This window comes from Caballeronia sp. LZ019 (genome assembly GCF_031450825.1).
Classification (GTDB): Bacteria; Pseudomonadota; Gammaproteobacteria; order Burkholderiales; family Burkholderiaceae; genus Caballeronia.
Genome location: NZ_JARTVZ010000005.1, coordinates 330,670 through 355,656 on the forward strand (window position 1 = coordinate 330,670; position 24,987 = coordinate 355,656).

The window sequence follows — 24,987 nt, forward strand, 5'->3', positions numbered from 1 at the left end:
AAGTGTCAAAGCATGCCAGGCGCGCACGACCGCAAAACGGTGGCGCGCATGCAGCAATGCGTAGAACGAACGCTTAGTCGTTCTTCGTCTTGACGACTTTCTTGCCACGATAGTAGCCGTTCGGGCTCACGTGGTGACGCATATGCACTTCACCCGTGCCCGGCTCGACAGCCAGCGGAGCCGACGGGAGGAAGTCGTGGGAACGATGCATGCCGCGCTTCGACGGCGACTTCTTGTTTTGCTGAACTGCCATGATTACTCCAGAAAAATTTTGCGAATTCTAACACAGGCCCAACTTCGCGTTCGCGAAGGAACTTCCGGGCCGTCTGGCCCACCGCCTGAAGCGGGAGGTCGCCGCGCGGCCATTGCTTCGCCGCACCGCCACATCAATGCTTCTTGTCGTCCGGATCGCTCTTCTTGAGCTTTTCCAGCACGGCAAACGGATTCGGTTTCTCGACTTCGTTCTCGCCGCCCTCGGCCGCCTCGTCGTCCTCACTGCCCGCGAGCAGGCTCTCGTGCACTTCCGGACAGACGCTGTGCTTCGGCACGAGCGGCAACGACAACAACAACTCCTCTTCGACCAAGTCGACGAGATCGAACTGGCGCGAGCCGACGATCACTTCCACTTCATCGTCGTCGAGCGGATATTCGTCCGCCTCTTCCTCCGTCGCGACGATCCGATACGTCGCATCGACGTCGAGATGTTGCGAATACGGGGTAAGACAGCGCTGGCACATGAGCCACACCGAACCGTGCACCGCGAGGCGCAGATACGGCTGCGGCGCTTCCGTGCCGTCGTCCTGCAATTCCGGCTGGGTCGAACCCTCGCCCTGCCAGGTGAACACCGTGTCGCGATCTGGCGCATCCGCCGGGACTTCGGCTAACATGCGCGGCAACTGCGATACACGCAGCGCGCCCGCCGCCTGCCGCTTGTTCTCGGCGAAGTCGTAAAGGTCGAGCGCGCGCAGATCGGCGGGGCTCGCAGGTTTGCCAGGATTCTGAGTCATGTGCGCTCCTGCCTATGCCGTTCGTTAATCTTGCGTGGGTTCGTTTGCCGGCGTGCCGGGTGTAACGGGTGCGCCAGACATGCCGCGGCGCTCAGTATGCACTGTCCGCAACCGGAAGGCAGGCCTGGCTTGCCCGAATAGGCAACGCTCAGGCAACAGTCAGGCAACGCTCAGACCACACTCAGACAGCTTTCATGCAACGCTCAACCCGGGCAACCATCCCGGTGCTCGAGCAAGGCTTACCCGCCAGCCGATGAAAAGCCCAAAATCATATAGGCTTTGTTCTTTCGAGTCAAACACTTAAGGGCGCGCCGCTGTTGCATCGGCGTCCGACCGCTTTTTCCGTTTTACGTTAATTCCGCTCATGCCGGCTACCCATTCGCCTACCCTTTCGCCGAAACGCCCCCTGCGTCTCGTGCTCGCGTCGAGTTCGCCTTATCGGCGCGAGTTGCTTGAACGCCTGCGCATTCCCTTCGACGTCATGTCGCCCGATATCGACGAAACTCCGCTCCCCGCCGAAACGCCCGAGGCGACGGCCGTGCGGCTGTCCATCGCGAAGGCGCGGGCGGCGGCGCAACGCATCGGCGATACGGCCGATGCGATCGTGATCGGTTCAGATCAGGTTGCGACGTTCGACGGCCGCCAGATCGGCAAGCCCGGCACGCACGAAAACGCCGTCGCGCAGCTTCGGTCGATGCGCGCCCGCGCCGTCGATTTTCACAGCGCGCTTTGCGTGTTCGACGCCCGCACCGGCGGCGTGCAATCCGCCGACATCGTTACGCGGGTGCGCTTTCGCGACTACACCGACGACGAGATCGAAACCTACCTGCGCGCCGAAACGCCGTACGACTGCGCGGGGAGCGCGAAATCGGAGGGGCTCGGCATCGCGCTGCTCGATGCGATCGAGTCCGACGACCCCACCGCGCTCATCGGCCTGCCGCTCATCGCGCTGACGAAAATGCTGCGCGCCGCCGGTTTCCCGATGCTGGAGGCGGCATGAGCGGCGTCCTCTATCTGATCCCGAACACGCTCGGCGAAGGCGACGCCGACGCGCTCGCGCAGGTCTTGCCTGAGCCGGTGCGCGCGCGCGCCGCCGCGCTCGGTTATTACATCGGCGAGAACGCGAAGACCACGCGCGCGTTTCTGAAGAAGGTCGGCACCGAGCGGCCGATTCAGGAAATCGAAATTCGCGAGCTGAACGTCAATACGCCGCCTGCCGAGATCGACAGGCTGCTCGCGCCGATCCTCGCGGGCGCGGACGCCGGCCTGGTTTCGGAAGCGGGCTGCCCCGCCGTCGCCGATCCGGGCGCATTGCTCGTGCGGCGCGCGCATCAACGCGGCGTGAAAGTGGTGCCGTTCGTCGGTCCCAGTTCCATTTTGCTCGCGCTGATGGCGTCGGGCATGAACGGCCAGAGCTTCGCGTTCAACGGCTATTTGCCGGTCGATCCCGGCGAGCGCGGCAAGCGCCTGCGTGAGCTGGAGCAGCTGTCACGCAAGGCGAACCAGACGCAAATCTTCATCGAGACGCCTTACCGCAATCGCGCGATGCTCGATACGCTGATCGCCGCTTGCGCGCCGTCGACGCTCATTTCCGTGGCGGTCGATCTGACGCTGCCGGGCGAAACCATCGTCACGCGCACGGCGGCGGACTGGAAGAATGCCGCCGCGCCCGATCTGCACAAGCGCCCGGCGATCTTCCTGCTGCTCGCGTCGTAAGTCTCAGCGCAGTTGCAATCTGCCGCCGAGCGTCAGCGCGCGCACGGCGGCATCGCCGACGGACGCCCCGAAGCGCCGCACCACGCGTTCGCCGATGCTTTCCTTCTGCGTGTAATCGACGATATCCGGCTGCTTGATGACTTCCCGCGCGACGTAGTTGGCGTCGCCGAAGCCATCGGCGAGACCGAGTTCGACGCTCTTCTCGCCCGTCCAGAACATGCCGGAGAAGAGGTCCGGATCGTCCTTCAGACGCTTGCCGCGGCCCTGCTTCACGGCGTCGATGAACTGCGCGTGGATCGCGTTCAGCATGTCCTGCGCGTGCGCGGTCATCTGCGGCGTCTCGGGCGAGAACGGATCGAATGCGCCCTTGTTCGCGCCCGATGTATGCATGCGGCGCTCGACGCCCAGCTTGTTCATCAGGCCGGTGAAGCCGAAGCCGTCCATCAGCACGCCGATCGACCCGACGATGCTCGCGCGATCGACGTAGATGCGATCCGCGGCCGCTGCAATGTAATAACCGCCCGACGCGCACATGTCGTCGACGACGACGTAAAGCGGCGTCTTCGGATACTTCGCGCGCAGGCGCCCGATCTCGCGATTGACGATGCCTGCCTGCACCGGACTGCCGCCCGGGCTGTTGATGCGCAGGATCACGCCGGCGGTGCCTTCGTCCTCGAAGGCGCTTTCGAGCGCCGCCCCGATATTGTCGGCGCTCGCGTCGCTGTTGGCGGAGATCTCGCCTTGCAGGTCGATCAGCGCCGTGTGCTTCGCGGTCTTCGAAACGTGATCGCCGGTGAAATCGAACACGCCCCACGCGATGAAAAGAATCACCGCGAGAAACACGAAGCGAAAGAAGATGCGCCAGCGCCGCGCCGCGCGTTGTTCGCGAATGGCGGCGAGCGCGATTCGCTCGAGCGCGTCGCGTTCCCAGCGGTCGTCACCGCGCGGGTTGGGGGAAAGGTTATCGGACATGCGTGGTCTTCCGGGCGTGCAGCCGCGTCAATGGTCAATATGGAAAGAAGAAAGTCAGGCGGGGCGGAGCGTGTCGTCCGGCAGCCAGAAGACCGCGCGGCCTTCCGGCGTCTCGCGCTCTTCGACGTTCACGGGCCGAAGACGCGCGCCGCGACACGGTCCGCCGACACACTTGCCGCTGTCGGGCTCGTAGATGGCGCCGTGCGTCGCGCACATCAAGTATAGGCCCGAGCTTTCGAAGAACTGGCCCTCGTTCCAGTCCAGTTCCATCGGCACGTGCGCGCAACGGTTCAGATAGCCGTACGGCTTGCCGTCGTAGCGCACGAAGAAGACCACGGCTTCGCCGCTCGCCTCCTTCGCCCCGACGCGCACGCCCGCGCCGCCATCGACCAGTTCGTCCGATGCGCACACGCGCACCGCCTCGCGATCAGGCTGCAAAGATTCGCTCATGCGTGCTCCCGCAGCCAGCCCGCCAGCGACGCGACGCTATCCGCGCAGAAGCGCGGCTGCAGCGCCGTCAGCGAATCTGCCGGATGCGCCCCATACGCGACGCCCACGCCCGCCGCGCCCGCGTTGATCGCCATTTGCAGATCGTGCGTCGTGTCGCCGATCATCACCGTGCGCGTCAGGTCCTGCCCGAGTTCGCGCGTGAGTTCGTGCAGCATCGCCGGATGCGGCTTCGAGAAGGTTTCGTCCGCGCAGCGCGTGCCGTCGAAAAGGCTCGTCAGCCGCGACTGATCCAGCGCGCGGTTGAGCCCGACGCGGCTCTTGCCCGTGGCGACGGCGAGAAAATACCCCTCGTCGCGCAACTCCTGCAGCAGTTCGCGCACGCCCGTGAAAAGCTCGGTCTGCTGGCCGGTCGTCAGGAAGTGGAAGCGATAACGCTCGGCAAGGCGCGGATAGTCCTTCGGATCGAGCGTCGGCGCGCAGATTTGCAGCGCGTCCTTGAGGCCGAGGCCGATGACATAGCTCGCGGATTCATCGGCGGGAACGGGCAGTCCCAGGTCGCGGCAGGCCGCCTGAATGCTGCGCGTGATATGGACGGTCGAATCCATGAGTGTGCCGTCCCAGTCGAATACGATCAAATCGAATTGCTGCCGCGCCATTTATGTCTCTCGGTTTTTGAGTTGTTCGATGAAGCGCCGGCATTCCGCCGGAAGCGGCGCCTCGAATTGAAGCGGTGCGCCCGTCGCCGGATGCGTGATTTTCAGGCGATACGCGTGCAGGAACATGCGCTTGAGCGACGGATTCGCGCTCGGCCGCGCAAGTTCCTTGTTCAGCGCGAAGTCGCCGTATTTGGCGTCGCCCGCGATCGGCAGCCCGATGCTCGCCATGTGCACGCGAATCTGGTGCGTGCGCCCGGTCTTGAGCTCGGCCTCGACCCAGGCGTAGTCGTCCCATCGCTCGATCAGGTTGAAGACCGTGTGCGACGGCAGGCCGTTTTCCTGGATTCGCACGCGCCGCTCGCCGTCCGCCGCGACATACTTGTGCAGCGGCGCCTTCACGATGCGCCGCCGTCCCCAGTCGCTCGGCCAGTCGCCGTGTCCGGCCGCGTAATACCGCTTGTCCACGCGATTTTCGCGGATCTGCTCATGGAGATTAACGAGCGCGAGGCGCTTTTTCGCGAGCATCAGCACGCCCGACGTTTCGCGATCCAGCCGATGCACGAGTTCGAGGAACTTCGCGTGCGGCCGCGCGTTGCGCAGTTGTTCGATGACGCCGAACGCGACGCCGCTGCCGCCGTGCACCGCGACGCCCGACGGCTTGTCGATGACGATCAGATGCTCGTCTTCGAAAAGAATCGGAAATTCGGCGGCGGGCGCATTCGACGATACCGGCGTTTCATCGGCTTGCGCGACGCGGATGGGCGGCACGCGCACGAGATCGCCCAGTTCCAGGCGATACGCGGCGTCGATGCGGCCCTTGTTCACGCGCACTTCCCCGCTGCGCAGAATGCGATAAATGTGACTCTTCGGGACGCCTTTGCAGACGCGTAAAAGGAAGTTGTCGATGCGCTGACCGGCGGCCGTTTCGTCGATTTCGATCATCGACACTTGCTCGCTTGCGACCTTTTTATGGGATGTTTTGCCTAACTCATTCATTCTGAATATAATTTGCGAGCAGCCTGAAAAGGTTGCGGTAGACGAATACCGTGACCGCGATTGATCAGACTGTTCAGGTGCAAGCAATAAATCATCATTTTACTTGCGCCCAGGGTCGGTTGCTCGCCCGGAAAATAGAGCGACGAGTTGCACGCACGGCGAGATCACCGGCAGGGACGGAGCCCACAGGCGCGTTCGGTCGGGTCGATCGCCGACGGTAACGGATTTCTGGTCAAAAAGAATTTCATCGGCGAGAAGCGATTGGCGTCCGGACGTATAACCGGACGCCCGCCCGATTCAGCCCTGCCATCGCGCATGGGGCGAAAACGGCGCATCGCGGCTCGCCGGTTTGCGAACAACTGACGACGCAACCCGCTGCTGCGCTGATTCCGGCGAAGCGCGAGAGGCGAAATAAGCGTCGCATGAGGCGAGACACGGCAAGCCGCCGGGAGCACCTGGCCTGCGGCGGCCGGCGCGGCATGACCGCGATGGTGAAGATGGGCAACGAAGCATCGCGCCGGTTCGCGCGGGACTGCCTCGGCCGCTCTTCGCGTCGCGGTTGCCGTCGGGAGGAAAAAAGGCTCTGTATCAAGAGCGCAGCGGGTTCGGCGCGTCCATTTTGAGACGCGGAGCCCCCAGCGCCGCCGTCATCCTCGCGCGGGCCGCATCGCCCTGTGCGCCTCTGTTGTCGCATGTGCCCCATGGCTGCGCCGCCCTTTTCCGGCGCCGCAGCCAGCTTTCGGCAATTCTCCCGCCAGAGGTTCCGCTCCAGCGTGCTTTGTGACAACACACAATAAGCGTGGCATGCACGCCCTCCCGCTTCGCGCGCCCGATGTCGACTCACCGGCGGCGATTCGCAAGACGAGGGACGGCAGAGCTGCACTGGAGCCGTTCAATGAAACGCATGCTGTTCAATGCGACGCAGCAGGAAGAACTCCGCGTCGCCATCGTCGATGGGCAGAAGCTCATCGATATCGACATCGAAACCGCCGGGCGCGAACAGCGCAAGGGCAACATCTACAAGGGAGTCGTCACCCGCATCGAGCCGTCGCTCGAAGCGTGCTTCGTCAATTACGGCGAAGATCGCCACGGCTTCCTGCCGTTCAAGGAAGTCGCCCGCCAGTATTTCCGCGATGGCGTCGACATGCGCTCCGCGCGCATTCAGGACGCGCTGCGCGAAGGCCAGGAACTCATCGTTCAGGTCGAGAAGGAAGAGCGCGGCAACAAGGGCGCGGCGCTGACCACGTTCATTTCGCTGGCCGGCCGTTATCTCGTCCTCATGCCGAACAACCCGCGCGGCGGCGGCGTGTCCCGCCGGATCGAGGGCGACGAGCGGCAGGAACTGCGCGAAACCATGGCGCAGCTCGACCTGCCGGAAGGCATGAGCATCATCGCGCGGACGGCGGGTATCGGCCGCTCGGCGGAAGAGCTCCAGTGGGACCTGAACTACCTGATGCAACTGTGGCGCGCGATCGAAGCCGCGTCGCAGAGCGGCATCGCCGGCCAGCCGATGCTGATCTATCTCGAATCGAGCCTCGTCATCCGCGCGATTCGCGATTACTTCCAGCCGGACATCGGCGAAATTCTCATCGACACGACCGAGATCCATGACCAGGCGCGCGCCTTCATGGACATCGTGATGCCCGACAACCTCTCGAAGGTGAAGCGCTATCACGACGACGTGCCGCTCTTCTCGCGCTTCCAGATCGAGCATCAGATCGAAACGGCGTACTCGCGCACGGTGCCGCTGCCGTCGGGCGGCGCAATCGTGATCGATCACACCGAGGCGCTCGTCGCCATCGACGTGAACTCGGCTCGCGCGACCAAGGGCGCGGATATCGAAGAGACCGCCACCCGCACCAATCTCGAAGCCGCCGACGAAGTCGCGCGCCAGTTGCGCCTGCGCGATCTGGGCGGTCTCATCGTGATCGACTTCATCGACATGGAGTCGGCGAAGAGCCAGCGCGAAGTCGAGCAGCGCCTGAAAGACGCGCTCAAGCACGACCGCGCACGCGTGCAGATGGGCAAGATTTCGCGCTTCGGCCTGATGGAACTGTCGCGTCAGCGCCTGCGTCCGGCGTTGTCGGAAGGCAGCCACGTGACCTGCCCGCGCTGCAACGGAACGGGCCATATCCGCGATACGGAATCGTCCGCGCTGCAAGTGCTGCGGATCATTCAGGAAGAAGCGATGAAGGAAAACACCGCGGCGATCCACTGCCAGGTGCCGGTCGAAGTGACCGCCTTCCTGCTCAACGAGAAGCGCTCGGAAATCAACAAGATCGAGTCGCGCTTCAAGGTCGCCGTCGTGCTGATTCCGAACAAGCACCTCGAGACGCCGCATTACAAGCTTGAGCGTCTGCGTCACGACGACGCCCGCCTCGACGAGCCGCGCGCGTCGTGGAAGATGGCCGTCGAAGCAGCGAGCGAGCTCGAATCCGAGACCGGCTACAGCAAGCGCACCGAAGAAGTGAAGCCGAAGCAGGAAGCGGCGGTCAAGGGCATCACGCCCGAGAAGCCGGCGCCGAGCGCGCCGGTGAAGCCCGCGCCTGTCGAAGCCGTGGCTCCCGCCCCTGCGCCCGCGCCGGTTTCGGCGAGCGGCGGGTTCATCGGCTGGATCAAGAATCTGTTCGGCATTCAGCCGGAAGCGAAGCCGGTTCCGGCGCCGGTCGAAGCGCAACCGGCGGCGCGTCCGCAACGTGAGCGCACGGAACGCGCCGAGCGTGGCGAGCGCGCGGGCGGTGGCGATCGCAATCGCAATCGTCGTGGCGGCGCGGGACGTGAGGGCGCAGCGGCGACTACCGCCGGCGCCGCGACCGGTGGCAATGGCGCGGGCCGTCAGGGTGCGCGTCGTGAAGACCGCGAAGTCCGCAGCGGGCGCGAAGGCCGCGAGCTGCGCGAAGCACGTGAGCCGCGTGAAGCACGAGAGCCCCGTGAAGCGCGCGAACCGCGCGAAGCCCGAGAGCCGCGCGAAACCCGCGAGCCGCGTGAAGCGCGCGAGCCGCGTGAAAGCCGCGAACGCGGACAGGATCGCAATGCCGAGCGCGCAGCGCGTCCGGAAGCCGCCGAGCGTCCGGAACGCCGCGAGCGTGCGGAGCGTCCCGAACGTGCGGAGCGCGGTGAGCGCGTCGAACGCGCGGAACGTGCAGAAGGTGCGGAACGTCCTCCGCGCGCCGAGCGTCCGGAACGCGGCGAGCGCCGCAAGCCGCAACCCGAAGCAGCCGTCGAGGCGCTGACGCCGTCGGAACCGGTCGAATCGGATATCGTCGATGCAGCGCCGTTCAACGCCGATGCCGAGCAGCAAGGCATCGACGCCGCTTCCGCCGATCAGGCCGCCGCGCGCGATGGCGAAGAACGCCGCCGTCGTCGCCGTGGCCGTCGCGGTGGCCGCCGCGATCGCGACGAGGAAGGCACGACGGTGAACCACGCCGCCGATGTCGCCGAAGCGGAAGGCGCTGTCGACAGCATGTCGGCGCAAGCCGGCGTGTTCGACGCGGAAGCCGCGCAGGAAGCGTCCGCTCGTCGCGAAACGCGTCCGGTCGCCGTCGACAAGCCGGTCACGGAAACCCGCGACGAGAAGCCGGTGCAACCCGCGCCGGTCGCGGCAGAAGTGCCGCCCGCGCAGGCCGAGTCGTCCGGAGTGAACGCCGAAGCCAAGCCTGAAGCCAAGCCCGAAGCAGCAGCAGCACCGCAAGCCGCCGCTCCCGAAGTGGACATTTTCGCGAAGCCCGCGCCCGCAACGGCAGTCCAGAATCCGTTCGGCCCGACGCCGACGGTTTCGGAGACGAAGCCCGCCGATCCGTTCGCGCCCGCTCCGGTGGAAACCGAAGCGAAAGCGCCCGTCCCCGCTCAGGCGGCCGCCGAAGCCGAGCCGGAAGCGGCCGAGCTGTCGCAGCCGCTGAAGCCGGCGGCCATCGCCAGCACGCCGGATGCAACCGCTGTCGAGCCGGTCAAGGCCGAACCGGCAGCGGCGGCGACGCCGAGCGCCGAGCCCGTCGCGATGGAAGCGGAACCGGTGAAAACCGAAGCGGTCGCACCGACGCCGGCGGCAACGGCGGTATCCGCAGCAACGGCTGAAACGCCGGCGACGCCGGCGACGCCCGCGACGCCCACAACGTCGACCGGAACCGACGCGCTGAAGCCGATGCTCGAAACCGCCGGCCTCGTGTGGGTGAATACGGACGCGGACAAACTGCGTGAAGCGAGCGCCGCAGCCGAGCGCGAGCCGCAGCCGGCGCGCGCGCCCCGTCAGCGCAAGCCGCTTCCGCCGCTCGACACCGCGCCGATGCAGCAAGTGGAAACCGGCAAGAGCGCGCAGTGAGTGCAAGCGCGTGGCCGGCAATGCCGGCTGCGCGACCAGTAGTGGAAACGCCATCGATTCCGGTCGATGGCGTTTTTTTGCGCATCGCTAATGGAAAGCCCGAGCCGCGGCATCGCGGGCGGCGCCGACCCGGCTTGCGCGCTTCCGCTAAAATGAGGCGATTCCCGCATCGATCCAACCGAGTCACCACGCCTTATGTCCCGACGCATCATCCCCCTCGCCGATGTCAGCGCGATTCCGGACTACACCGGCGATGCGTCGTCGCCTTCCGGAGTGCTGACGGACACGCTCGCGCGCCCGTTGCGCGACTTGCGCATATCGGTGACGGACCGGTGCAACTTCCGCTGCGTCTATTGCATGCCCCGCGAAGTGTTCGACAAGGACTACCCGTTTCTTCCGCATTCCGCGCTGCTGTCGTTCGAGGAAATCGAACGGCTCGCGCGCGTGTTCGTCGCGCACGGCGTCGAGAAAATCAGGCTGACGGGCGGCGAACCGCTGCTTCGCAAGAACCTCGAATTCCTGGTCGAACGCCTCGCGATGCTGCGCACGCCGGAAGGCGGCCCGCTCGACGTCACGCTGACTACCAACGGTTCGCTGCTTGCGCGCAAGGCGCAATCGCTGAAGGATGCGGGCTTGTCGCGCGTCACGGTCAGTCTCGACGCGCTCGACGATGCCCTCTTTCGCCGCATGAACGACGCCGATTTCGCCGTCGCCGACGTGCTCGACGGCATCGCGGCCGCGCAGGCCGTGGGGCTTGCGCCGGTCAAGGTCAACATGGTGGTGAAGCGCGGCACGAACGACCAGGAAATCGTCCCGATGGCGCGGCACTTCAAGGGAAGCGGCGCGATTCTGCGGTTCATCGAATACATGGATGTCGGCGCGTCCAACGGCTGGAACATGAACGAAGTGCTGCCATCGGCGGAAGTCGTCGAGCGCATCGCCGAGCACTTTCCGCTCGTGCCGCTCGAAGCGCACACGGCCGCCGAAACGGCGCAGCGCTGGGGCTATCGCGACGGCAGCGGCGAAATCGGCGTTATTTCGAGCGTGACGCGCGCGTTCTGCGGGTCGTGCACGCGCGCGCGGCTGTCGACCGAAGGCAAGCTGTACCTTTGCCTCTTCGCGACGACCGGCCACGACTTGCGCGGACTCATCCGCGGCGGTGCGAGCGATAAAGTGGTCGCGACCGCCATCGCGCGAATCTGGGACGCGCGCGGCGACCGCTACTCGCAGTTGCGCGGCAGCGCGTCCGCGCCAATGCGGGAGGACGGGCCGCGCGTCGAAATGTCGTACATCGGCGGCTGAAGGAATGCGTCGCTCGTGACTGCCCGCGCTTCCCGCTCCGATATCACCGGCCTCGTTCTCGCGGGCGGACGCGGCTCGCGCATGGGCGGCGTCGACAAGGGCATGCAGTCGTATCGCGGTGAGCCGCTTGCGCTCCACGTGCTGCGCAGGATCGCGCCGCAAGCCGGCGCCATGCTCGTCAGCGCGAACCGCAGCATCGAGGCGTATCAGCGGCTAGCCGCACCGTTCGATGCCCGCGTCGTCGCCGATACGCTCGGCGATTATCCCGGCCCCCTCGCCGGAATCGCGGCGGGCCTGCGTGTCGCGCAGACGGAATTCGTGCTGACGGCCCCGTGCGATGCCCCTTTCGTCGATGAACGGCTCGGGCTCCTGCTCGCGGACGCACTCGATCGGGCGCAGGCCGACATCGCCTATGCCGCGACGACGGAGCCTTCGGGCGAGCGTGTCGCGCATCCGGTTTTCGCGCTCGTGCGCGCCTCGCTCGCCGACGATCTCGACGCCTGGCTCGCATCCGGCGAGCGCAAAGTGCGTGCGTGGTACGCACGCCACAAGGCGGTGCAAGTGCCATTTGACGATGACCGTGCGTTTTACAATATCAATGATTTGCGCCAGCTAGCGGAGCTGGAGCGTCGGTAATCCGAACGGATCGCTGCGCGCTCGTCACCCGCTTGTTTTCGCACCCTCGCCGCTAGTCCCTCGCCCGCGTTCGTCGCGCCTCACTCCGATTCATGATCACGTTGAAGCCACTCACCGGTTGCGTCGCCCACTACGATCCGAACGCGTTGCCCGTCGAAGCAGCGCAGGACATCGTGCGTCAATGGGCGCTGCCGCTGGGCCAGGAGGGGCGCGTGGAGCGCGTCGGTCTCTTCGATGCGCTGGATCGCGTGCTCGCGGAAGACGTTATTTCCCCCATCGATGTCCCCGCTTTCGACAACTCCGCAATGGACGGCTACGCGTTCGCCGGCGCGGCGCTGGCTTCGTCGCGAGAAACTGTCGAGCTGAAGGTCGCGGGGGCCGCGTTCGCCGGACAGCCGTTCGGCGCGGAACCGGGCGAAGGTCAATGCGTGCGCATCATGACGGGCGCGCTGATGCCGCCCGGCTGCGACACGGTCATCCCGCAGGAACTCGTCACGCGGGAAGGCGATGCGGTCCGTTTTGCCGCCACCGCCGTGCGCGCGGGCCAGAATCGGCGGCTGTCGGGTGAGGATCTCGCGCGCGGCAAACCGGCGTTGCGCGCGGGCCGCATCGTGCGCGCGTCGGATCTCGGCTTGCTCGCATCGCTCGGCATCGCGGAGGTCGGGGTGCGAAAGCGCGTCGTGGTCGCCTTCTTTTCGACGGGCGATGAACTGCGCTCCGTCGGCGAACCGCTGACGCCGGGCAGCCTCTACGACAGCAACCGCTACACCCTTTTCGCGATGCTGCGCCGTCTCGGCGTCGAGACCGTCGATCTCGGCATCGTCCGGGACGATCGCGCATCGCTCGAAAGCGCGCTGCGCCGTGCGACGGAAGCAGCGGATGTCGTCATGAGTTCGGGCGGCGTCTCCGTCGGCGATGCCGACTTCACGCGCGAACTGATGAACTCGCTCGGCGACGTCGCGTTCTGGAAGATTGCGATGCGCCCCGGACGGCCGCTCGCATTCGGCCGCCTGTGGTCGGGCGAGCGCGCAGGTGCGGGCAAGCCGGCGCTGTTCTTCGGACTGCCGGGCAATCCGGTCGCGGTCATGGCGACGTTCTATTTCATCGTGCGCGAGGCGCTGCTCGCGATGTCCGGCGCCACGCGCTCGCCGCTGACGACCATCCGCGCGCGCGCAGGCGAGCGGGTCAAGAAGCGCGCCGGCCGCACGGAATTTCAGCGCGGCATCGCGACGCGCGACGAAGCCGGCCTCTGGCGCGTCGTCACCACCGGCCCGCAAGGCTCCGGCGTGCTCAGTTCGATGAGCGAAGCGAACTGCTTCATCGTGCTCGAACACGAACGCGCCGACGTCGAAGCCGGCGACGAGGTGAACATCGCTCCCTTCGACGGCCTCATCTGACGGCGGGCAAGACTGGCACGCGCCGCCGCGCACTCACTCCAATCATCGACAGACGGGGTTTTCCTCCCATGAAAAAGCAGATTTCCTTCATCGCGCCGGGGCAGACCGCGAAGGCGCTGATCCTCGTGTATTTGACGTTCAGCGTGCCGATCGTGCTGCTGGGCGTGGTGGTCGCGTTCGTGCGATACGGCTCCGTCGAATTCAGCACGGTCACGAGCGCCCTGCTGCTGAACGCGATCCTCGGCTTCATTCTGCTGTGGATCGCGTGCCACGCGTACAACTGGGTGGCGTCGCGCTTCGGCGGCATCGAGATCGTGTTGTCCGACGCGCCGGAGGAAGCATGAGCGCCGCGTCGATCCGCGCCGCCACGCCCGCCGACGTCGGCGCGGTCTTTGCGCTGATGTACGAACTCGCCGAGTTCGAGAAGCTCACGCATCTGTTCGTCGCAACGGAGAACAGCCTGCACGATGCGCTCTTCGGCGCGCGGCCCGCAGCGGAAGCGCTCGTCGCGGAGCAGGCGAGCGAAGTCGTGGGATACGCCCTCTTCTTCCACAACTTCTCGACCTTTCTCGCCAGGCGCGGTCTGTATCTGGAAGACCTGTACGTGCGGCCCGCGCTGCGCGGCAGCGGCCTCGGCACGATGATGCTGAAAAAGCTCGCCGCGATTGCGGTCCAACGCGAGTGTGGACGATTCGAGTGGTCGGTGCTCGATTGGAACCAGAACGCGATCGACTTCTACGAGAAGATGGGCGCGACCGTGCTGCCCGACTGGCGCGTCGTGCGCGTGACGGGCGATTCGCTGAACCGCCTCGCCAGCGCGGCGGACTGAACGCCGCTCAAAGTTCTTCGTCGCTTTCGGGCGACGACGCATCCCCGAGCAAGCCGGCCGCCTGTTCATGCGGCAACGCCTCCACGTCGCGCAGGCGCTTGCCCATCTGACGCGTGCGTGTCTGCGCCGCCTCGATCGAGCGCGTGACGGTTTCCAGTTGCGCCTTCGTCTTCGCGAGCACGTCGCCGAACTTTCCGAACTCGGTCTTCACCGCGCCCAGCACCTGCCACACTTCGCTCGACCGCTTCTCGATAGCAAGTGTCCGGAAGCCCATCTGCAGGCTGTTGAGCAATGCGGTCAGGGTCGTCGGGCCGGCGATGGTCACGCGATACTCGCGCTGAAGAAAGTCGCTCAGGCCCGGACGACGCAGCACTTCCGCGTACAAGCCCTCGGTCGGCAAGAAGAGCAACGCGAAGTCGGTCGTATGAGGCGGCGCGACATACTTCTGCGCGATGACTTTCGCCTCGGCGCGCAGGCGTCCTTCCAGCGCACGCGATGCCTCCTCCACCGCCAACGGGTCGGCGCGCTCCTGAGCATCGATCAGACGCTCGTAGTCCTCGCGCGGAAACTTGGCGTCGATGGGCAGCCACACCGGCGTGGCGACATCGCCCGACGAACCGGCTATGCCGGGCGCATCGTGCCGGCCCGGCAACCTGATTGCGAACTCGACGCGCTCGGTGCTCTTCGGAATCGTCGCGACGTTCTTCGCGTACTGATCGGGCGTCAGCAACTGTTCCAGCAGCGATTCGAGCTGCACTTCGCCCCAGATTCCGCGCGTCTTGACGTTGGTAAGCACCTTCTTGAGATCGCCGACGCCCGCCGCCAGCGATTGCATCTCGCCCAGTCCGCGATGCACCTGCTCGAGCCGCTCCGACACCAGCCTGAACGATTCGCCGAGCCGCTGCTCCAGCGTGGCGTGCAGCTTTTCATCGACGGTGCGGCGCATTTCTTCGAGCTTCGCGGCGTTGTTCGCTTCGATGTCCTTGAGACGCGCTTCGAGCGTCGCGCGCACTTCGGCGAGCCGGCGATCGTTCGTCTCCGACAGTTGCGCGAGATGCAGCGTCATCGAATCGGCGAAGCGCTTGAGTGCGTTGCCCTGATCCTCGCGAGCCTGCTGGCTTTGCTGCGCGAGTTGCTGCGCGAGCGCGTCGAACTGCGCATTCTGTACGCTCGACGTGCTCGCCAGTTGGGTCGAGAGCGTCTGATGGAACTGCGCGAAGCCGCCTTGCGATTCCATCCGCGACACGCGCGCGCTCTCGGCGATGTCGCCGCGCAAGCCGCGTTCGAGCCGCTCCTGCGCGCGCGCATGCGCTTCCCCCATGTCGTTCACGCGATCGGTCAGCGCGGCGAACTCCTCTTCGATATCGACGTTCGATCCGCGCCGCATCATCGAAAGCAGCGCGAGCAGCACGATGACGAGCGCAACCGCCAGCACCGCGACCGCGCCGTACAGCACTTCGATCATTTCGCGAGCACGCCGGGGTTGATCGGATTCGGCGGATTGCCGGCGCGCGGCCCTTCGCCCAATGCGGCGATCAGGTTGTCCGCGGCGAGATTGGCCATCGCGCGGCGCGTCGCTTCGGTCGCGCTCGCGATATGCGGCGTCAGCACGACATTGTCGAGCGCGAGAAAACCCGGGTTCAGATCCGGCTCGCCTTCGAACACATCGAGGCCCGCCGCCGCGATGCGCTTCTCGCGCAGCGCGTCGATCAATGCGGCGTCATCGACGATTCCGCCACGCGCGATGTTCGTCAGCGTCGCCGTCGGCTTCATCAGCGCGAGTTCGGCCGCGCCGATCGTGTGATGGCTTTCCTTCGAATACGGCACGACGAGCACGACGTGATCCGCGCGCCTGAGCAAGTCTTCCTTCGACGCGTATTCGGCATTCAGTTCGGCCTCGATCTCCGGCGCGACACGCGAGCGGTTGTGATAGACCACGCGCATGTTGAAGCCGCTGGCCCGCCGCGCGAGCGCCTGGCCGATGCGTCCCATGCCGATCACGCCGAGCGTCGAGCCGTAGACATCCGCGCCGAGGAAGGAGTCGAATGACCACTTCTGCCACTTGCCCGCGCGCAGGAAGTGCTCCGACTCGGTGACGCGGCGCGCCGCTGCCATCATCAGCGCCCAGCCGAAATCGGCGGTGGATTCGTTGAGCACGTTAGGCGTGTTCGTGCCGAGCACGTTGTGCGCGTTGAACGCCTGCATGTCGAAGTTGTTGTAGCCGACCGCCATGTTGGCGACCACCTTAAGGTGAGGCGCGCCCGCCAGTTCCTTCTCGCCGACCATCTCGCCGGCCGTGAACGCGCCGTCCTTGTCAGCAAGACGCCGGGCGAACTCGTCTTGCGCAAGCACGTCGCCCGGATTGAGATCGACTTCGAAATACTGCTTCAGGCGCTCGATCACATCGGGAAAAGTGGGACGTGCGACAAGTACCTTCTTCATCGATTGCTCCTAGAAAAATAGCCAGCCGGAAACAGCGAAGAGCGGCAACAGGACGACACACGACCAGCCCATATAGCCGAAGAAACCGGGCATACGGATGCCGCGCGATTCCGCGATCGCCTTCACCATGAAATTCGGCGCGTTGCCGATATACGTGTTCGCGCCCATGAACACCGCGCCCGCCGAGATGGCGGCGAGCGTCGTGGCGCCGGAAGTCATCAGCATCTCTGCATCGCCGCCCGCGAGATTGAAGAACACGAGATAGGTCGGCGCGTTGTCGAGAAACGAGGACAAGAGGCCCGTCGCCCAGAAGTATGCGAGATCGATGGGCTTGCCGTTCGCATCCGATACCGCGTGCACGATGCCCGCGAATGCGCCCGCCTCGCCCGCGCGCAGGATCGTGATGACCGGCGCGATCGTCACGAAGATGGCGGCGAAGAGCTTCGCGACTTCCTGGATCGGCGCCCAGTCGAACGCGTTGCCTGCGCGCGCGCTTTTTGGCGTCAGGGCGAGGGACGCAATCAGGACCACGACCAGCGCCGCATCCCGCACGATGTTTTGCAGCGCGACGTGCGCGCCGAACACGTCGAACGAAACGCCGGGCTTCCACACGCCGCTCATCAACACGAGCACGACGATCGCCGCGAGCAGCGCGAAGTTGATCTTGCCGTCGATGCCCAGGTTGCGCGTGTCCGGCGTCGGATCCAGGAAGCCCGAGCGCGTTTCCTCTTTCTTGCGCCAGTAGTAGGTATCGAGCGCATAGAAGAGCGCGAGCAGGATGCCGCAGATAAAGAGCATCGGCAGCGCGAGATGCAGCGTGGTCCAGAAGAAGCCGACGCCGTTCAGGAAGCCGAGGAAGAGCGGCGGATCGCCGAGCGGCGACAACGAGCCGCCTGCGTTCGCCACCAGAAAGATGAAGAACACGACGACATGCACCACATGCTTGCGGTTGTCGTTCGCGCGCAGCAACGGACGAATGAGCAGCATGGCCGCGCCGGTCGTTCCCATCACGCTTGCGAGCGCGGTGCCGAGCGCGAGCAGCGCCGTGTTGACGCGCGGCGAGCCGTGCAGGTTGCCGCGCACGCAGATGCCGCCCGCCACCGTATAAAGCGACGCGAGCAGAACGATGAACGGCACGTATTCTTCGAGCATCGCGTGGACGAGCACGCCGAACGCAATGCCGGCGCCGAATGCGAAGGCGAACGGCACGAGCAGCAGCAGCGCCCACGCCGCCGCGATCTTGCCGAAATGGTGATGCCAGAACCGGTGCGCGACGAGCGGAAACACCGCGATGGAAAGCAGGATGCCGATGAACGGAATGCCCCACGCCGCAGAAAGCGAAACGCCATCGAGCGTGGCCGCCGATGCGCCGGACGCTGCGAAAAACGCCGGCAAAAAGCCCAAAACGAAACGCCGCATGCTGCTCACGCTCCCCGCACGACGATCACATGCACGCGATACGGCCCATGCGCGCCGAGCACGATGGTCTGCTCGATATCGCCCGTGCGCGACGGTCCCGACACGAAGTTCACGGCGCGCGGCAATTCGCCCCGCTCCGCGCGGATCAGCGCGAATGCATCTTCGTGCGATGCAACGATGCGCGACGCCGGCACGATGGCGATATGCGTTTGCGGCAGCAATGCGCCGGACGCGGGCGTGTCCGCGCCCGACAGCAGCACGAGCGAGCCGGTCTCGGCGGTCGCGCAGAAGCATCCGGTGATGCCGACGAGATCCGCATCCGCAGGCTTGCGAAGCGATGCGCCGATGCCCGCTTGCGCCCACGGCAGACTGCCGAGCGCGGGCCACGCGACGACATCGCATGAAAGATCGAGCGCGTGGAGATAGCGCGCGGCTTCGGCCGGCGCTTCGTCGAGCGTGCCGACTTCGGCGACGGTCGTCGCAAGCCGTTCGGCCTCCAGACGAAAACGCGCGATGAGTTCATCGCGCGTGGCAGGAAGCGGCGGGCGCGGACCAGCGGGATGCCGCATCAGGTATTCGGCGGCGGCGGCGCGTTCGGCGTCTGTCGGCGCGCCTCGTCTGCCCTGCGCGCTGCGAATGCGCGCGAGAATGTTGCGGCGCGCGGCCGATGTATCCATGGTGCCGTCCTCATGTTGCTTGCGGGGAAACGTTCGCGGCGATGAATCCGCGTTGAGGAGCCGATTATATCGACCGGTCCGCGCGCACGGACCTCGGCCGAACGGCATAGGCCGCGTGGAATTCAGCCTTCCCCGACGGGCTGCTCGATGCCGAACACCTGGCGCAGATAGGCGAGATACGCCTTGTCGTCGCACATGTTCTTGCCCGGCGAATCGGAGAGCTTGGCGACCGGCTGCCCGTTGCAGCGAACCATCTTGATGACGATCTGCAGCGGCTGATAGCCGAGATCGTTCGTGAGGTTGGTGCCGACGCCGAACGCGAGCTGGCAGCGTCCTCGAAAGCGTTCGTAGAGTTGCAGCACCTTGGGGATATCGAGCGCGTCCGAGAACACGAGCACCTTCGTGCGCGGGTCGCAGCGATTTTCCTCGTAATGCCGGATAAGGCGCTCGCCCCAGTCGAAGGGATCGCCGGAATCGTGGCGCGCGCCGTCGAAAAGCTTGCAGAAGTACATGTCGAAGTCGCGCAGAAACGCCTTCATGCCGTACACGTCCGACAGCGCGATGCCCAGATCCCCGCGATATTCCTTCGCCCACATCTCGAAGCCGAAGATTTGCGAATCGCGCAGGCGCGGGCCGAGCGCCTGACACGCCTGCAGATATTCATGCGCCATCGTGCCGAGCGGACGCAGGCCGTGTTTCATCGCGTAGAAGACATTGCTCGTGCCGGCGAACTGCTCGCCGAGCCGTTCCTTCAGCGTCAGCACGACTTCCTCGTGCCACTGCTTCGAGAAGCGGCGGCGCGTGCCGTAATCGGCGATCTTGCAATCGGAGTATTCGGGCGGCGTGGCGAGCAGCTTGATCTTGTCGCGCAGGCGCTCGCGCCCGGTTTCGTACTCGGGCTTTCGCTGCGTGTTGCGGAAATAGACTTCGTTGACGATCGCGAGCACCGGAATCTCGAAGAGGATCGTATGCAGCCACGGCCCTTCGATCATGATGTCGATCTCGCCATTGTTTTTCGGCGACGGCGAAATGCGGATGGACTTCTCGTTGAGATGAAAGAGCGCGAGGAAGTCGATGAAATCGCTCTTCATGAAGCGCATGCGCCGCAGGTAGTCGAGCTCTTCTTCCCTGAAACGCAGGCTGCAGAGCTGGCGCACTTCGTCGCGGATCTCGTCGATGTATGGCACGAGGTCGGCATCCGGCGTGCGGCAGCGAAAGCGATATTCCACATGTGCGGCCGGGAAGTGATGCAGCACGACCTGCATCATCGTGAACTTGTAGAGATCGGTATCGAGCAGCGAATTGATGATCATGGTTCTGACTGGGACACATCGGAGCGAGGCGACCGCACGGCGACGCGCCGCAGGCCTTTGATCCATGTTACCCGAATGCGCGCCCTTTTTAGGGAGGGGGCATACATACATTGCGAATCGATATAAGCCATGCCCCGTGGCCCTCGCGCCGGTTTTTACCGTTACGCTACAATATGCGTTTTGGCGAGCGACCCGCCGTGCCCATGCAGCGCGCCGGGCGCCACCCCCACGATTTCCGCATGCAGGAGCCTGAATGACTCACGTTGTGACCGAAAGCTGCATCAAGTGCCGCTACACCGACTGTGTGGACGTGTGCCCGGTGGATTGCTTCCGTGAAGGTCCCAACTTTCTCGCGATCGATCCGGACGAGTGCATCGACTGCGCCGTGTGCGTGGCCGAATGCCCGGTGAATGCCATCTACGCCGAGGAAGACGTGCCGGGCGACCAGCAGCACTTCACCGAACTGAACGCCGAACTCGCACGCAACTGGCCGAGCATCACCAAGACGAAGGCGCCGTTGCCCGAAGCCGAGGAGTTCAAGGACGTGAAGGACAAGTTGAATCTGCTCGAGCGTTGAGGTCTTGTCGCGCGTCGGCAAGGCGCGCGCGGCCTTAAGAGAAGTTCGACGCAGTGAAACAAGTCGTATTGAGTGAAGATTCGGCGTTGACAGGGTAGCAGACGCTCCCTATAATTCCGCTTCTCTGCTGTAGATGTTCCCCGATAGCTCAGTCGGTAGAGCGCCGGACTGTTAATCCGTAGGTCCCTGGTTCGAGCCCAGGTCGGGGAGCCAAAAGCTTCAGCAAGCAGTTTTCCTCAGCCCAGTGGAATACAGGGCTTTTCAATCGGTTTCAAGTAGTAGATGTTCCCCGATAGCTCAGTCGGTAGAGCGCCGGACTGTTAATCCGTAGGTCCCTGGTTCGAGCCCAGGTCGGGGAGCCAAAAGCATCAAACAAAAAGCCCAGTCGAATGACTGGGCTTTTTGTTTTTCCGCCAGTGTTTCTCCACTGCCCGTCTTCCAGCGTTTCCGCTCATTCAATCAGTTGCATTGACTGACGGATTCGTCTGCAACTCGGACGCGCGTTCGGCTATCTGCATTCGATCTGGCTCCCGGCAATTGTCTCGAGGTTTTCAACCAGCCCGCTGGTTACATCTCGAAGTGCCTGCTTTGCGATGGCGGTCTTATGGCGCTACTCCATCCACACGACCGTCAGCGAGCGCACGCCCTGCGCGCCGCGAATCAGCACGCCTTCGATATCCGCCGTCGCGGACGGCCCCGTCACGAGCACCGCATAGCGCGCCGACTGAAAATCGGGCCGACGATAAACCTGCTGCAAGCCATCGACGAGTTGTGCGGGATCGAGCAGCACGACGAGATGCTGCACGAGATAGCCGATCGAATTGACGACGTATTCTTCCTCGCTGAACCACACGGAGCCCGTTTCCGCGACGCCGAACCGTCCACGCACGACGCCCACATCGACATCCTGCAGCGACGCCGGCGCGGTATCCGGCGACAGCCTGCGCGTCGCCCTGATGCCCTCCACCGCCGACGCCACCACCGCGCCCTCGCCGAAGCGCGCGGCGATCATCGCGTCGACATCGGCGAGGCTGTGTGCGTGGGCGCATGTTCCGCCCATCGTGGTAAGCGCGGTGATGAAGCGCGTCATCAGATCGCCTTCCGGCGACGGGAACACCGGCAGATCGGGACGCGGGCGCGATGCGGGCTGCGCCGCGCGAATCTTCGAGAGAAAGGCTTCGCGAGTCGTCATTTGGCTTGCTTCCGGTTCTTCTTGTACCACTCGTGGAAAGTCTCGGCGGGCGCTTCGGGCAAGTCGCGCTGGCGTCCCCAGATGTTGAGCGGGTTATACAGCACGAAGTTGGGCAGCCGCTTCAGCGCGCCGCCAAGCGACGCGACCGTCGCGCGATAAAGCGTCGGACTCGCCAGCAGACGCCCCGCCATCTTCAGCACTTCCTTCTTCACGAACGGCACTTCGTGACGCTCCGCGATCACCTCGCGCCACTTGTAGATCTGCTCGTGAATGTTCACTTTCGTCGGACAGACGTTGGTGCAACTGCCGTTCATCGTCGACGCGAACGGCAGGCTGCTATAGCGTTTCAGGTCGTGCGTCGGGTTGATGATCGCGCCGATCGGCCCCGAATACGTGCCGCCATACGACAGCCCCCCGCTTCGCCGATACACCGGGCACGTGTTCATGCACGCGCCGCAGCGGATGCACTTCAGCGAATACCAGAAGTCGTCGAGCGCGAGCCGCTCGGAGCGTCCGTTGTCGACGAGGATGTAGTGCATCTCCGTCCCCGGCCGCGGCGCGCGAAAGTGCGATGTGTACTGCGTGATCGGCGAGCCGAGCGCGCTTCTCGACAGCATGCGCACGAACACGCCGAGATCGGCGATCGTCGGAATGATCTTCTCGATGCCGATGGATGCGATATGCAGCGGCGGCACATTCGCGGACAAGTCTGCGTTGCCCTCGTTCGTGCAGACGACGACCGTCCCCGTTTCCGCCACCGCGAAGTTGCAGCCCGTCATGCCCGCCGTGTTCTCGCGCACGAAGTACGGCCGCGTGTTCATGCGCTGGCTTTCGGCGAGATAGTGGATGTCGCTGTTGTTCGGATCGGTGCCGATGGTCTTCCCGAACAGTTCCGCCACGTCCGCGCGCAGCTTGTGGACCGCCGGCACGACCATATGGCTCGGGTCCTGATGATCGAGCTGCTGGATGCGTTCGCCGAGATCGGTTTCCATCACCGTGATGCCCCGCGGCTCCAGATAGTCGCGCATGTAGCACTCGTCGGTGAGCATCGACTTGCTTTTTACGAGCGTCGTCATGCCCCGCTCGCTCATCAGCTTGTGGACGAGCGCGTTGTGTTCTTCCGCGTTGGCCGCGAAGTGGACGACGACGCCGTTCTTCTCCGCACGATCCACGAACTGCGCGATGTAATCCGCGAGATTCGACAGCGTGTGCTCCTTGATGCCCGAGGCCAGCTCGCGCATCGCTTCCCATTCGGGGATGCCGTGCGCCTGCGCGTCGCGCTTGCTGCGCAGATCCCAGAGACGCTTGTCGTGGAACGCGACGTGATCCGTCTTCTGCAGGAACGCGCCCGCCGCCTTCGCGTGATCGATTCGTACGGTCTTGCTCATGCGCGCGCTCCGTTCAGAACCTGCGCGATGTGAATGAACCGCGCGTCGAGCTTCATGCGTTCCGCGCAGCCCTGCTGATGCATGAGACAGGACATGTCGCCGGAGACGATGTACTCCGCGCCCGCGCCGATGTGATCGCGCACCTTGTCCTGTCCCATCCGCACGGAGACGGCTTCCTCCGTCACCGAGAACGTGCCGCCGAAGCCGCAGCATTCGTCGGGCCGCGCGGGCGAGACGAATTCGATGCCTTTCACGCCTTCGAGCAGCGCGCGCGGCTTCGAGTACCGCGTGCCGGCGACTTCCGAATTCGATGTCTCGCGCAGATGCCGCACCGCGCTGCAGCTGTTGTGCAGCCCGACACGATGCGGAAACTCGGCCCACGGAAACTCGCGGACCTTCAGCACGTCATGCAGGAACTCGACCAGTTCGAAGGTAGTGCGCCGCACCTTCTGCACATCGTTCGTTTGCTCGATGGCCGTGAAATGCTCGCGCACGTGATGCGTGCAACTCGCCGACGGCCCGACCACGTAGTCGTAATCCGCGAAGTTGCGCGCGAACACGCGCTCCGCGCCGGCGGCTTCCTTGCGCGCGCCGCTGTTGGCCATCGGCTGGCCGCAGCACGTCTGATCTTGCGGATAGTCAACATCGACGCCCAGCCGCTCCAGCAATTCGAGCGTGGCGATGCCGACCTGCGGATAGAACGCATCGATGAAACAGGGGACGAACAGGGCAACTTTCATGGGGTATCGAGGGAGGAAACCGCGTTTCTGGTCAGCTTGGTCTGACCAAGACTTTAAGGATGCGACGCTTTCGTGTCAAACTAGGTTAATCCAGCGTCTTTGCCTGTGCATTCCCTTCGACCGATGACCTTCCAGCCCGTCCACTCGCACTCCTACGCCCGCGTGCGCCTGTCCGACGTCGTGTCCGGCCAGATTCGCGAGCTGATCTCGAACGGCACGCTGCTGCCCGGCCAGCGTCTGCCCGCCGAGCGCGATCTCGCCGAGCAGTTGAACGTGTCGCGGCCGTCGCTGAGGGAAGCGCTGATTCGCCTCGAATCCGATGGCTTCATTCGCGCGGTGGCGCGCGGCGGCTTCGTCGTGTCGGACGTGACGGCGCCGCTCGTTTCGCTGCCGCTCGCCGCATTGCTGCAACAGCAGCCGGACGCCAGCGCCGACGTACTGGAATTGCGCCACGGCCTCGAAACGCTCGCCACGGCTTACGCTGCCGAACGCGCGACCGAAGCCGATCTCGCGCGAATCCGCGCGGCGTTCGATGCACTCGAGGCCGCCGTCGCCCGGAAAAGCGCGCGCATCGCGGAAAAGGACGCGGCGTTTCACCTGGCGATCGCGGACGCGACGCACAACGTCGCGCTCGCGCATGTGATGCACGGGCTCAACGAACTCATGCGCGAATCGATGCTCACGTCGCACCGTCTCGTCGATTACGACGACGAAGTCGAAGCCAACCTGCTCGCCCAGCATCGCGCGATGCTCGACGCGATCGTCGCCCGCGATCCGGCGCGCGCACGGGACTGCGCGGGCGCGCATCTGGACTACGTGCGTGCGCTCTATCGCGACCGCCCGGCGAAGAAGGCGCGCAGCCGCCTTTCCCACGATGACATGACCAATTCGTAACGCGCTCGTAAGATTCGATAGGACTTCGCCTACACGCATTTCGGACGCACACGGCTAACGCGCGCT

24 protein-coding genes and 2 tRNA genes are annotated in these 24,987 nt (G+C 64.9%); 12 read left to right on the forward strand and 14 right to left on the reverse strand.

Annotation, left to right across the window (positions count from 1 at the left end):
• Positions 1 to 73: 73 nt before the first annotated feature.
• Both rpmF and P9255_RS14945 read right to left on the reverse strand, forming a co-directional pair.
• Complete coding sequence (rpmF, locus tag P9255_RS14940; protein ID WP_309764383.1) at positions 74 to 253, reverse strand: 50S ribosomal protein L32; 180 nt, start codon at positions 251 to 253, stop codon at positions 74 to 76.
• 133 nt (positions 254 to 386) lie between these two features.
• Positions 387 to 1,007, reverse strand: coding sequence for a YceD family protein (locus P9255_RS14945; RefSeq protein WP_309764382.1), 621 nt, complete (start codon positions 1,005 to 1,007; stop codon positions 387 to 389).
• Positions 1,008 to 1,371: 364 nt separating this feature from the next.
• Between P9255_RS14945 and P9255_RS14950 the strand changes: the two genes are divergently transcribed.
• Together P9255_RS14950 and P9255_RS14955 are read left to right on the forward strand one after the other, a co-directional pair.
• Positions 1,372 to 2,007 carry a Maf-like protein gene (locus P9255_RS14950; protein ID WP_309764381.1) on the forward strand — a complete coding sequence of 212 codons (636 nt, stop codon included), beginning with the start codon at positions 1,372 to 1,374 and terminating at the stop codon, positions 2,005 to 2,007.
• Positions 2,004 to 2,723 (forward strand): SAM-dependent methyltransferase, encoded by a 720-nt coding sequence (locus tag P9255_RS14955; RefSeq protein ID WP_309764380.1) that lies wholly within the window; start codon positions 2,004 to 2,006, stop codon positions 2,721 to 2,723. Before P9255_RS14950 ends, P9255_RS14955 begins: the two co-directional genes overlap by 4 nt.
• A gap of 3 nt (positions 2,724 to 2,726) precedes the next feature.
• Here P9255_RS14955 and P9255_RS14960 read toward each other — a convergent pair whose 3' ends face one another.
• From P9255_RS14960 to P9255_RS14975, 4 genes are read right to left on the reverse strand one after another with little or no spacing between them, the layout of a single operon-like run.
• Positions 2,727 to 3,695, reverse strand: a complete 969-nt coding sequence (locus P9255_RS14960; RefSeq protein WP_309764379.1) for a S49 family peptidase — start codon at positions 3,693 to 3,695, stop codon at positions 2,727 to 2,729.
• A 54-nt stretch (positions 3,696 to 3,749) separates the two neighbouring features.
• Positions 3,750 to 4,145 (reverse strand): Rieske 2Fe-2S domain-containing protein, encoded by a 396-nt coding sequence (locus P9255_RS14965; protein WP_309764378.1) that lies wholly within the window; start codon positions 4,143 to 4,145, stop codon positions 3,750 to 3,752.
• The gene (locus P9255_RS14970; RefSeq protein WP_309764377.1) at positions 4,142 to 4,801 is read right to left on the reverse strand and encodes an HAD-IA family hydrolase; all 660 of its coding nucleotides are present in this window, start codon (positions 4,799 to 4,801) and stop codon (positions 4,142 to 4,144) included. The genes P9255_RS14965 and P9255_RS14970 overlap by 4 nt, the downstream gene beginning before the upstream one ends.
• A complete protein-coding gene (locus P9255_RS14975; protein ID WP_309789974.1) occupies positions 4,802 to 5,797 on the reverse strand; it encodes an RluA family pseudouridine synthase in 996 nt (331 codons plus the stop codon).
• A gap of 895 nt (positions 5,798 to 6,692) precedes the next feature.
• Here P9255_RS14975 and P9255_RS14980 point away from each other — a divergent pair.
• The 6 genes from P9255_RS14980 (at position 6,693) to P9255_RS15005 (ending at position 14,279) form a co-directional block, all read left to right on the forward strand.
• Complete coding sequence (locus tag P9255_RS14980) at positions 6,693 to 10,115, forward strand: Rne/Rng family ribonuclease (protein WP_309764375.1); 3,423 nt, start codon at positions 6,693 to 6,695, stop codon at positions 10,113 to 10,115.
• A 195-nt stretch (positions 10,116 to 10,310) separates the two neighbouring features.
• Positions 10,311 to 11,417 (forward strand): GTP 3',8-cyclase MoaA, encoded by a 1,107-nt coding sequence (gene moaA, locus P9255_RS14985; RefSeq protein ID WP_309789975.1) that lies wholly within the window; start codon positions 10,311 to 10,313, stop codon positions 11,415 to 11,417.
• Positions 11,418 to 11,498: 81 nt separating this feature from the next.
• The gene (mobA, locus tag P9255_RS14990) at positions 11,499 to 12,053 is read left to right on the forward strand and encodes a molybdenum cofactor guanylyltransferase MobA (RefSeq protein WP_309790758.1); all 555 of its coding nucleotides are present in this window, start codon (positions 11,499 to 11,501) and stop codon (positions 12,051 to 12,053) included.
• Positions 12,054 to 12,145: 92 nt separating this feature from the next.
• Entirely contained in the window at positions 12,146 to 13,450 is a 1,305-nt protein-coding gene (glp, locus tag P9255_RS14995) for a gephyrin-like molybdotransferase Glp (protein ID WP_309764373.1), read from the forward strand.
• A 68-nt stretch (positions 13,451 to 13,518) separates the two neighbouring features.
• Positions 13,519 to 13,794: a hypothetical protein gene (locus tag P9255_RS15000; RefSeq protein ID WP_035959615.1), complete on the forward strand. Its 276-nt coding sequence runs from the start codon at positions 13,519 to 13,521 to the stop codon at positions 13,792 to 13,794.
• On the forward strand, positions 13,791 to 14,279 hold the full coding sequence (locus P9255_RS15005) for a GNAT family N-acetyltransferase (protein WP_309764371.1): 489 nt from the start codon (positions 13,791 to 13,793) through the stop codon (positions 14,277 to 14,279). The genes P9255_RS15000 and P9255_RS15005 overlap by 4 nt, the downstream gene beginning before the upstream one ends.
• Before the next feature lie 7 nt (positions 14,280 to 14,286).
• Here the strand turns inward: P9255_RS15005 and P9255_RS15010 are convergent, their stop codons facing one another.
• The 5 genes from P9255_RS15010 to pncB all read right to left on the reverse strand — a co-directional run bounded on the left by P9255_RS15010 (position 14,287) and on the right by pncB (position 20,130).
• On the reverse strand, positions 14,287 to 15,744 hold the full coding sequence (locus P9255_RS15010; RefSeq protein ID WP_309764370.1) for a DNA recombination protein RmuC: 1,458 nt from the start codon (positions 15,742 to 15,744) through the stop codon (positions 14,287 to 14,289).
• Positions 15,741 to 16,721 carry a D-glycerate dehydrogenase gene (locus P9255_RS15015; RefSeq protein WP_309764369.1) on the reverse strand — a complete coding sequence of 327 codons (981 nt, stop codon included), beginning with the start codon at positions 16,719 to 16,721 and terminating at the stop codon, positions 15,741 to 15,743. The genes P9255_RS15010 and P9255_RS15015 overlap by 4 nt, the downstream gene beginning before the upstream one ends.
• 9 nt (positions 16,722 to 16,730) lie before the next feature.
• Positions 16,731 to 18,140 carry a sodium:proton antiporter gene (locus P9255_RS15020; protein WP_309764368.1) on the reverse strand — a complete coding sequence of 470 codons (1,410 nt, stop codon included), beginning with the start codon at positions 18,138 to 18,140 and terminating at the stop codon, positions 16,731 to 16,733.
• A gap of 5 nt (positions 18,141 to 18,145) precedes the next feature.
• Positions 18,146 to 18,817, reverse strand: coding sequence for a lactate utilization protein C (locus P9255_RS15025; protein ID WP_309764367.1), 672 nt, complete (start codon positions 18,815 to 18,817; stop codon positions 18,146 to 18,148).
• Between the two features lie 122 nt (positions 18,818 to 18,939).
• The gene (pncB, locus tag P9255_RS15030; RefSeq protein WP_309764366.1) at positions 18,940 to 20,130 is read right to left on the reverse strand and encodes a nicotinate phosphoribosyltransferase; all 1,191 of its coding nucleotides are present in this window, start codon (positions 20,128 to 20,130) and stop codon (positions 18,940 to 18,942) included.
• A 253-nt stretch (positions 20,131 to 20,383) separates the two neighbouring features.
• Here pncB and fdxA point away from each other — a divergent pair, with 253 nt between their 5' ends.
• From fdxA to P9255_RS15045, 3 genes are all read left to right on the forward strand, one after another.
• On the forward strand, positions 20,384 to 20,707 hold the full coding sequence (fdxA, locus tag P9255_RS15035) for a ferredoxin FdxA (protein ID WP_035959621.1): 324 nt from the start codon (positions 20,384 to 20,386) through the stop codon (positions 20,705 to 20,707).
• 137 nt (positions 20,708 to 20,844) lie between these two features.
• Positions 20,845 to 20,920 (forward strand) — tRNA-Asn (locus tag P9255_RS15040).
• Positions 20,921 to 20,993: 73 nt separating this feature from the next.
• Positions 20,994 to 21,069 (forward strand) — tRNA-Asn (locus P9255_RS15045).
• Positions 21,070 to 21,317: 248 nt separating this feature from the next.
• On the opposite strand, the gene P9255_RS15050 is transcribed toward P9255_RS15045, so the two are convergent.
• From P9255_RS15050 to P9255_RS15060, 3 genes are read right to left on the reverse strand one after another with little or no spacing between them, the layout of a single operon-like run.
• Entirely contained in the window at positions 21,318 to 21,899 is a 582-nt protein-coding gene (locus P9255_RS15050) for an LUD domain-containing protein (RefSeq protein WP_309764365.1), read from the reverse strand.
• Complete coding sequence (locus P9255_RS15055; RefSeq protein ID WP_309764364.1) at positions 21,896 to 23,287, reverse strand: lactate utilization protein B; 1,392 nt, start codon at positions 23,285 to 23,287, stop codon at positions 21,896 to 21,898. The genes P9255_RS15050 and P9255_RS15055 overlap by 4 nt, the downstream gene beginning before the upstream one ends.
• Entirely contained in the window at positions 23,284 to 24,027 is a 744-nt protein-coding gene (locus P9255_RS15060) for a (Fe-S)-binding protein (RefSeq protein WP_309764363.1), read from the reverse strand. The genes P9255_RS15055 and P9255_RS15060 overlap by 4 nt, the downstream gene beginning before the upstream one ends.
• A gap of 123 nt (positions 24,028 to 24,150) precedes the next feature.
• On the opposite strand from P9255_RS15060, the gene P9255_RS15065 reads away from it, so the two are divergent.
• The gene (locus P9255_RS15065; protein WP_309764362.1) at positions 24,151 to 24,921 is read left to right on the forward strand and encodes an FCD domain-containing protein; all 771 of its coding nucleotides are present in this window, start codon (positions 24,151 to 24,153) and stop codon (positions 24,919 to 24,921) included.
• The last annotated feature ends 66 nt before the right edge of the window (positions 24,922 to 24,987 follow it).

Coding starts and splice junctions, on each gene's coding strand:
- P9255_RS15005 (WP_309764371.1), top strand. CDS start 13,791: ATGAGCGCCGCGTCGATCCGCGCCGCCACGCCCGCCGACGTCGGCGCG.
- P9255_RS14975 (WP_309789974.1), bottom strand. CDS start 5,797: ATGAATGAGTTAGGCAAAACATCCCATAAAAAGGTCGCAAGCGAGCAA.
- P9255_RS15015 (WP_309764369.1), bottom strand. CDS start 16,721: ATGAAGAAGGTACTTGTCGCACGTCCCACTTTTCCCGATGTGATCGAG.
- mobA (WP_309790758.1), top strand. CDS start 11,499: ATGGGCGGCGTCGACAAGGGCATGCAGTCGTATCGCGGTGAGCCGCTT.
- P9255_RS14965 (WP_309764378.1), bottom strand. CDS start 4,145: ATGAGCGAATCTTTGCAGCCTGATCGCGAGGCGGTGCGCGTGTGCGCA.
- P9255_RS14955 (WP_309764380.1), top strand. CDS start 2,004: ATGAGCGGCGTCCTCTATCTGATCCCGAACACGCTCGGCGAAGGCGAC.
- moaA (WP_309789975.1), top strand. CDS start 10,311: ATGTCCCGACGCATCATCCCCCTCGCCGATGTCAGCGCGATTCCGGAC.
- P9255_RS15050 (WP_309764365.1), bottom strand. CDS start 21,899: ATGACGACTCGCGAAGCCTTTCTCTCGAAGATTCGCGCGGCGCAGCCC.
- pncB (WP_309764366.1), bottom strand. CDS start 20,130: ATGATCATCAATTCGCTGCTCGATACCGATCTCTACAAGTTCACGATG.
- P9255_RS15000 (WP_035959615.1), top strand. CDS start 13,519: ATGAAAAAGCAGATTTCCTTCATCGCGCCGGGGCAGACCGCGAAGGCG.
- P9255_RS14945 (WP_309764382.1), bottom strand. CDS start 1,007: ATGACTCAGAATCCTGGCAAACCTGCGAGCCCCGCCGATCTGCGCGCG.
- rpmF (WP_309764383.1), bottom strand. CDS start 253: ATGGCAGTTCAGCAAAACAAGAAGTCGCCGTCGAAGCGCGGCATGCAT.
- P9255_RS15025 (WP_309764367.1), bottom strand. CDS start 18,817: ATGGATACATCGGCCGCGCGCCGCAACATTCTCGCGCGCATTCGCAGC.
- P9255_RS15060 (WP_309764363.1), bottom strand. CDS start 24,027: ATGAAAGTTGCCCTGTTCGTCCCCTGTTTCATCGATGCGTTCTATCCG.
- P9255_RS14950 (WP_309764381.1), top strand. CDS start 1,372: ATGCCGGCTACCCATTCGCCTACCCTTTCGCCGAAACGCCCCCTGCGT.
- P9255_RS15065 (WP_309764362.1), top strand. CDS start 24,151: ATGACCTTCCAGCCCGTCCACTCGCACTCCTACGCCCGCGTGCGCCTG.
- P9255_RS15020 (WP_309764368.1), bottom strand. CDS start 18,140: ATGCGGCGTTTCGTTTTGGGCTTTTTGCCGGCGTTTTTCGCAGCGTCC.
- fdxA (WP_035959621.1), top strand. CDS start 20,384: ATGACTCACGTTGTGACCGAAAGCTGCATCAAGTGCCGCTACACCGAC.
- P9255_RS14960 (WP_309764379.1), bottom strand. CDS start 3,695: ATGTCCGATAACCTTTCCCCCAACCCGCGCGGTGACGACCGCTGGGAA.
- P9255_RS15055 (WP_309764364.1), bottom strand. CDS start 23,287: ATGAGCAAGACCGTACGAATCGATCACGCGAAGGCGGCGGGCGCGTTC.
- glp (WP_309764373.1), top strand. CDS start 12,146: ATGATCACGTTGAAGCCACTCACCGGTTGCGTCGCCCACTACGATCCG.
- P9255_RS14970 (WP_309764377.1), bottom strand. CDS start 4,801: ATGGCGCGGCAGCAATTCGATTTGATCGTATTCGACTGGGACGGCACA.
- P9255_RS15010 (WP_309764370.1), bottom strand. CDS start 15,744: ATGATCGAAGTGCTGTACGGCGCGGTCGCGGTGCTGGCGGTTGCGCTC.
- P9255_RS14980 (WP_309764375.1), top strand. CDS start 6,693: ATGAAACGCATGCTGTTCAATGCGACGCAGCAGGAAGAACTCCGCGTC.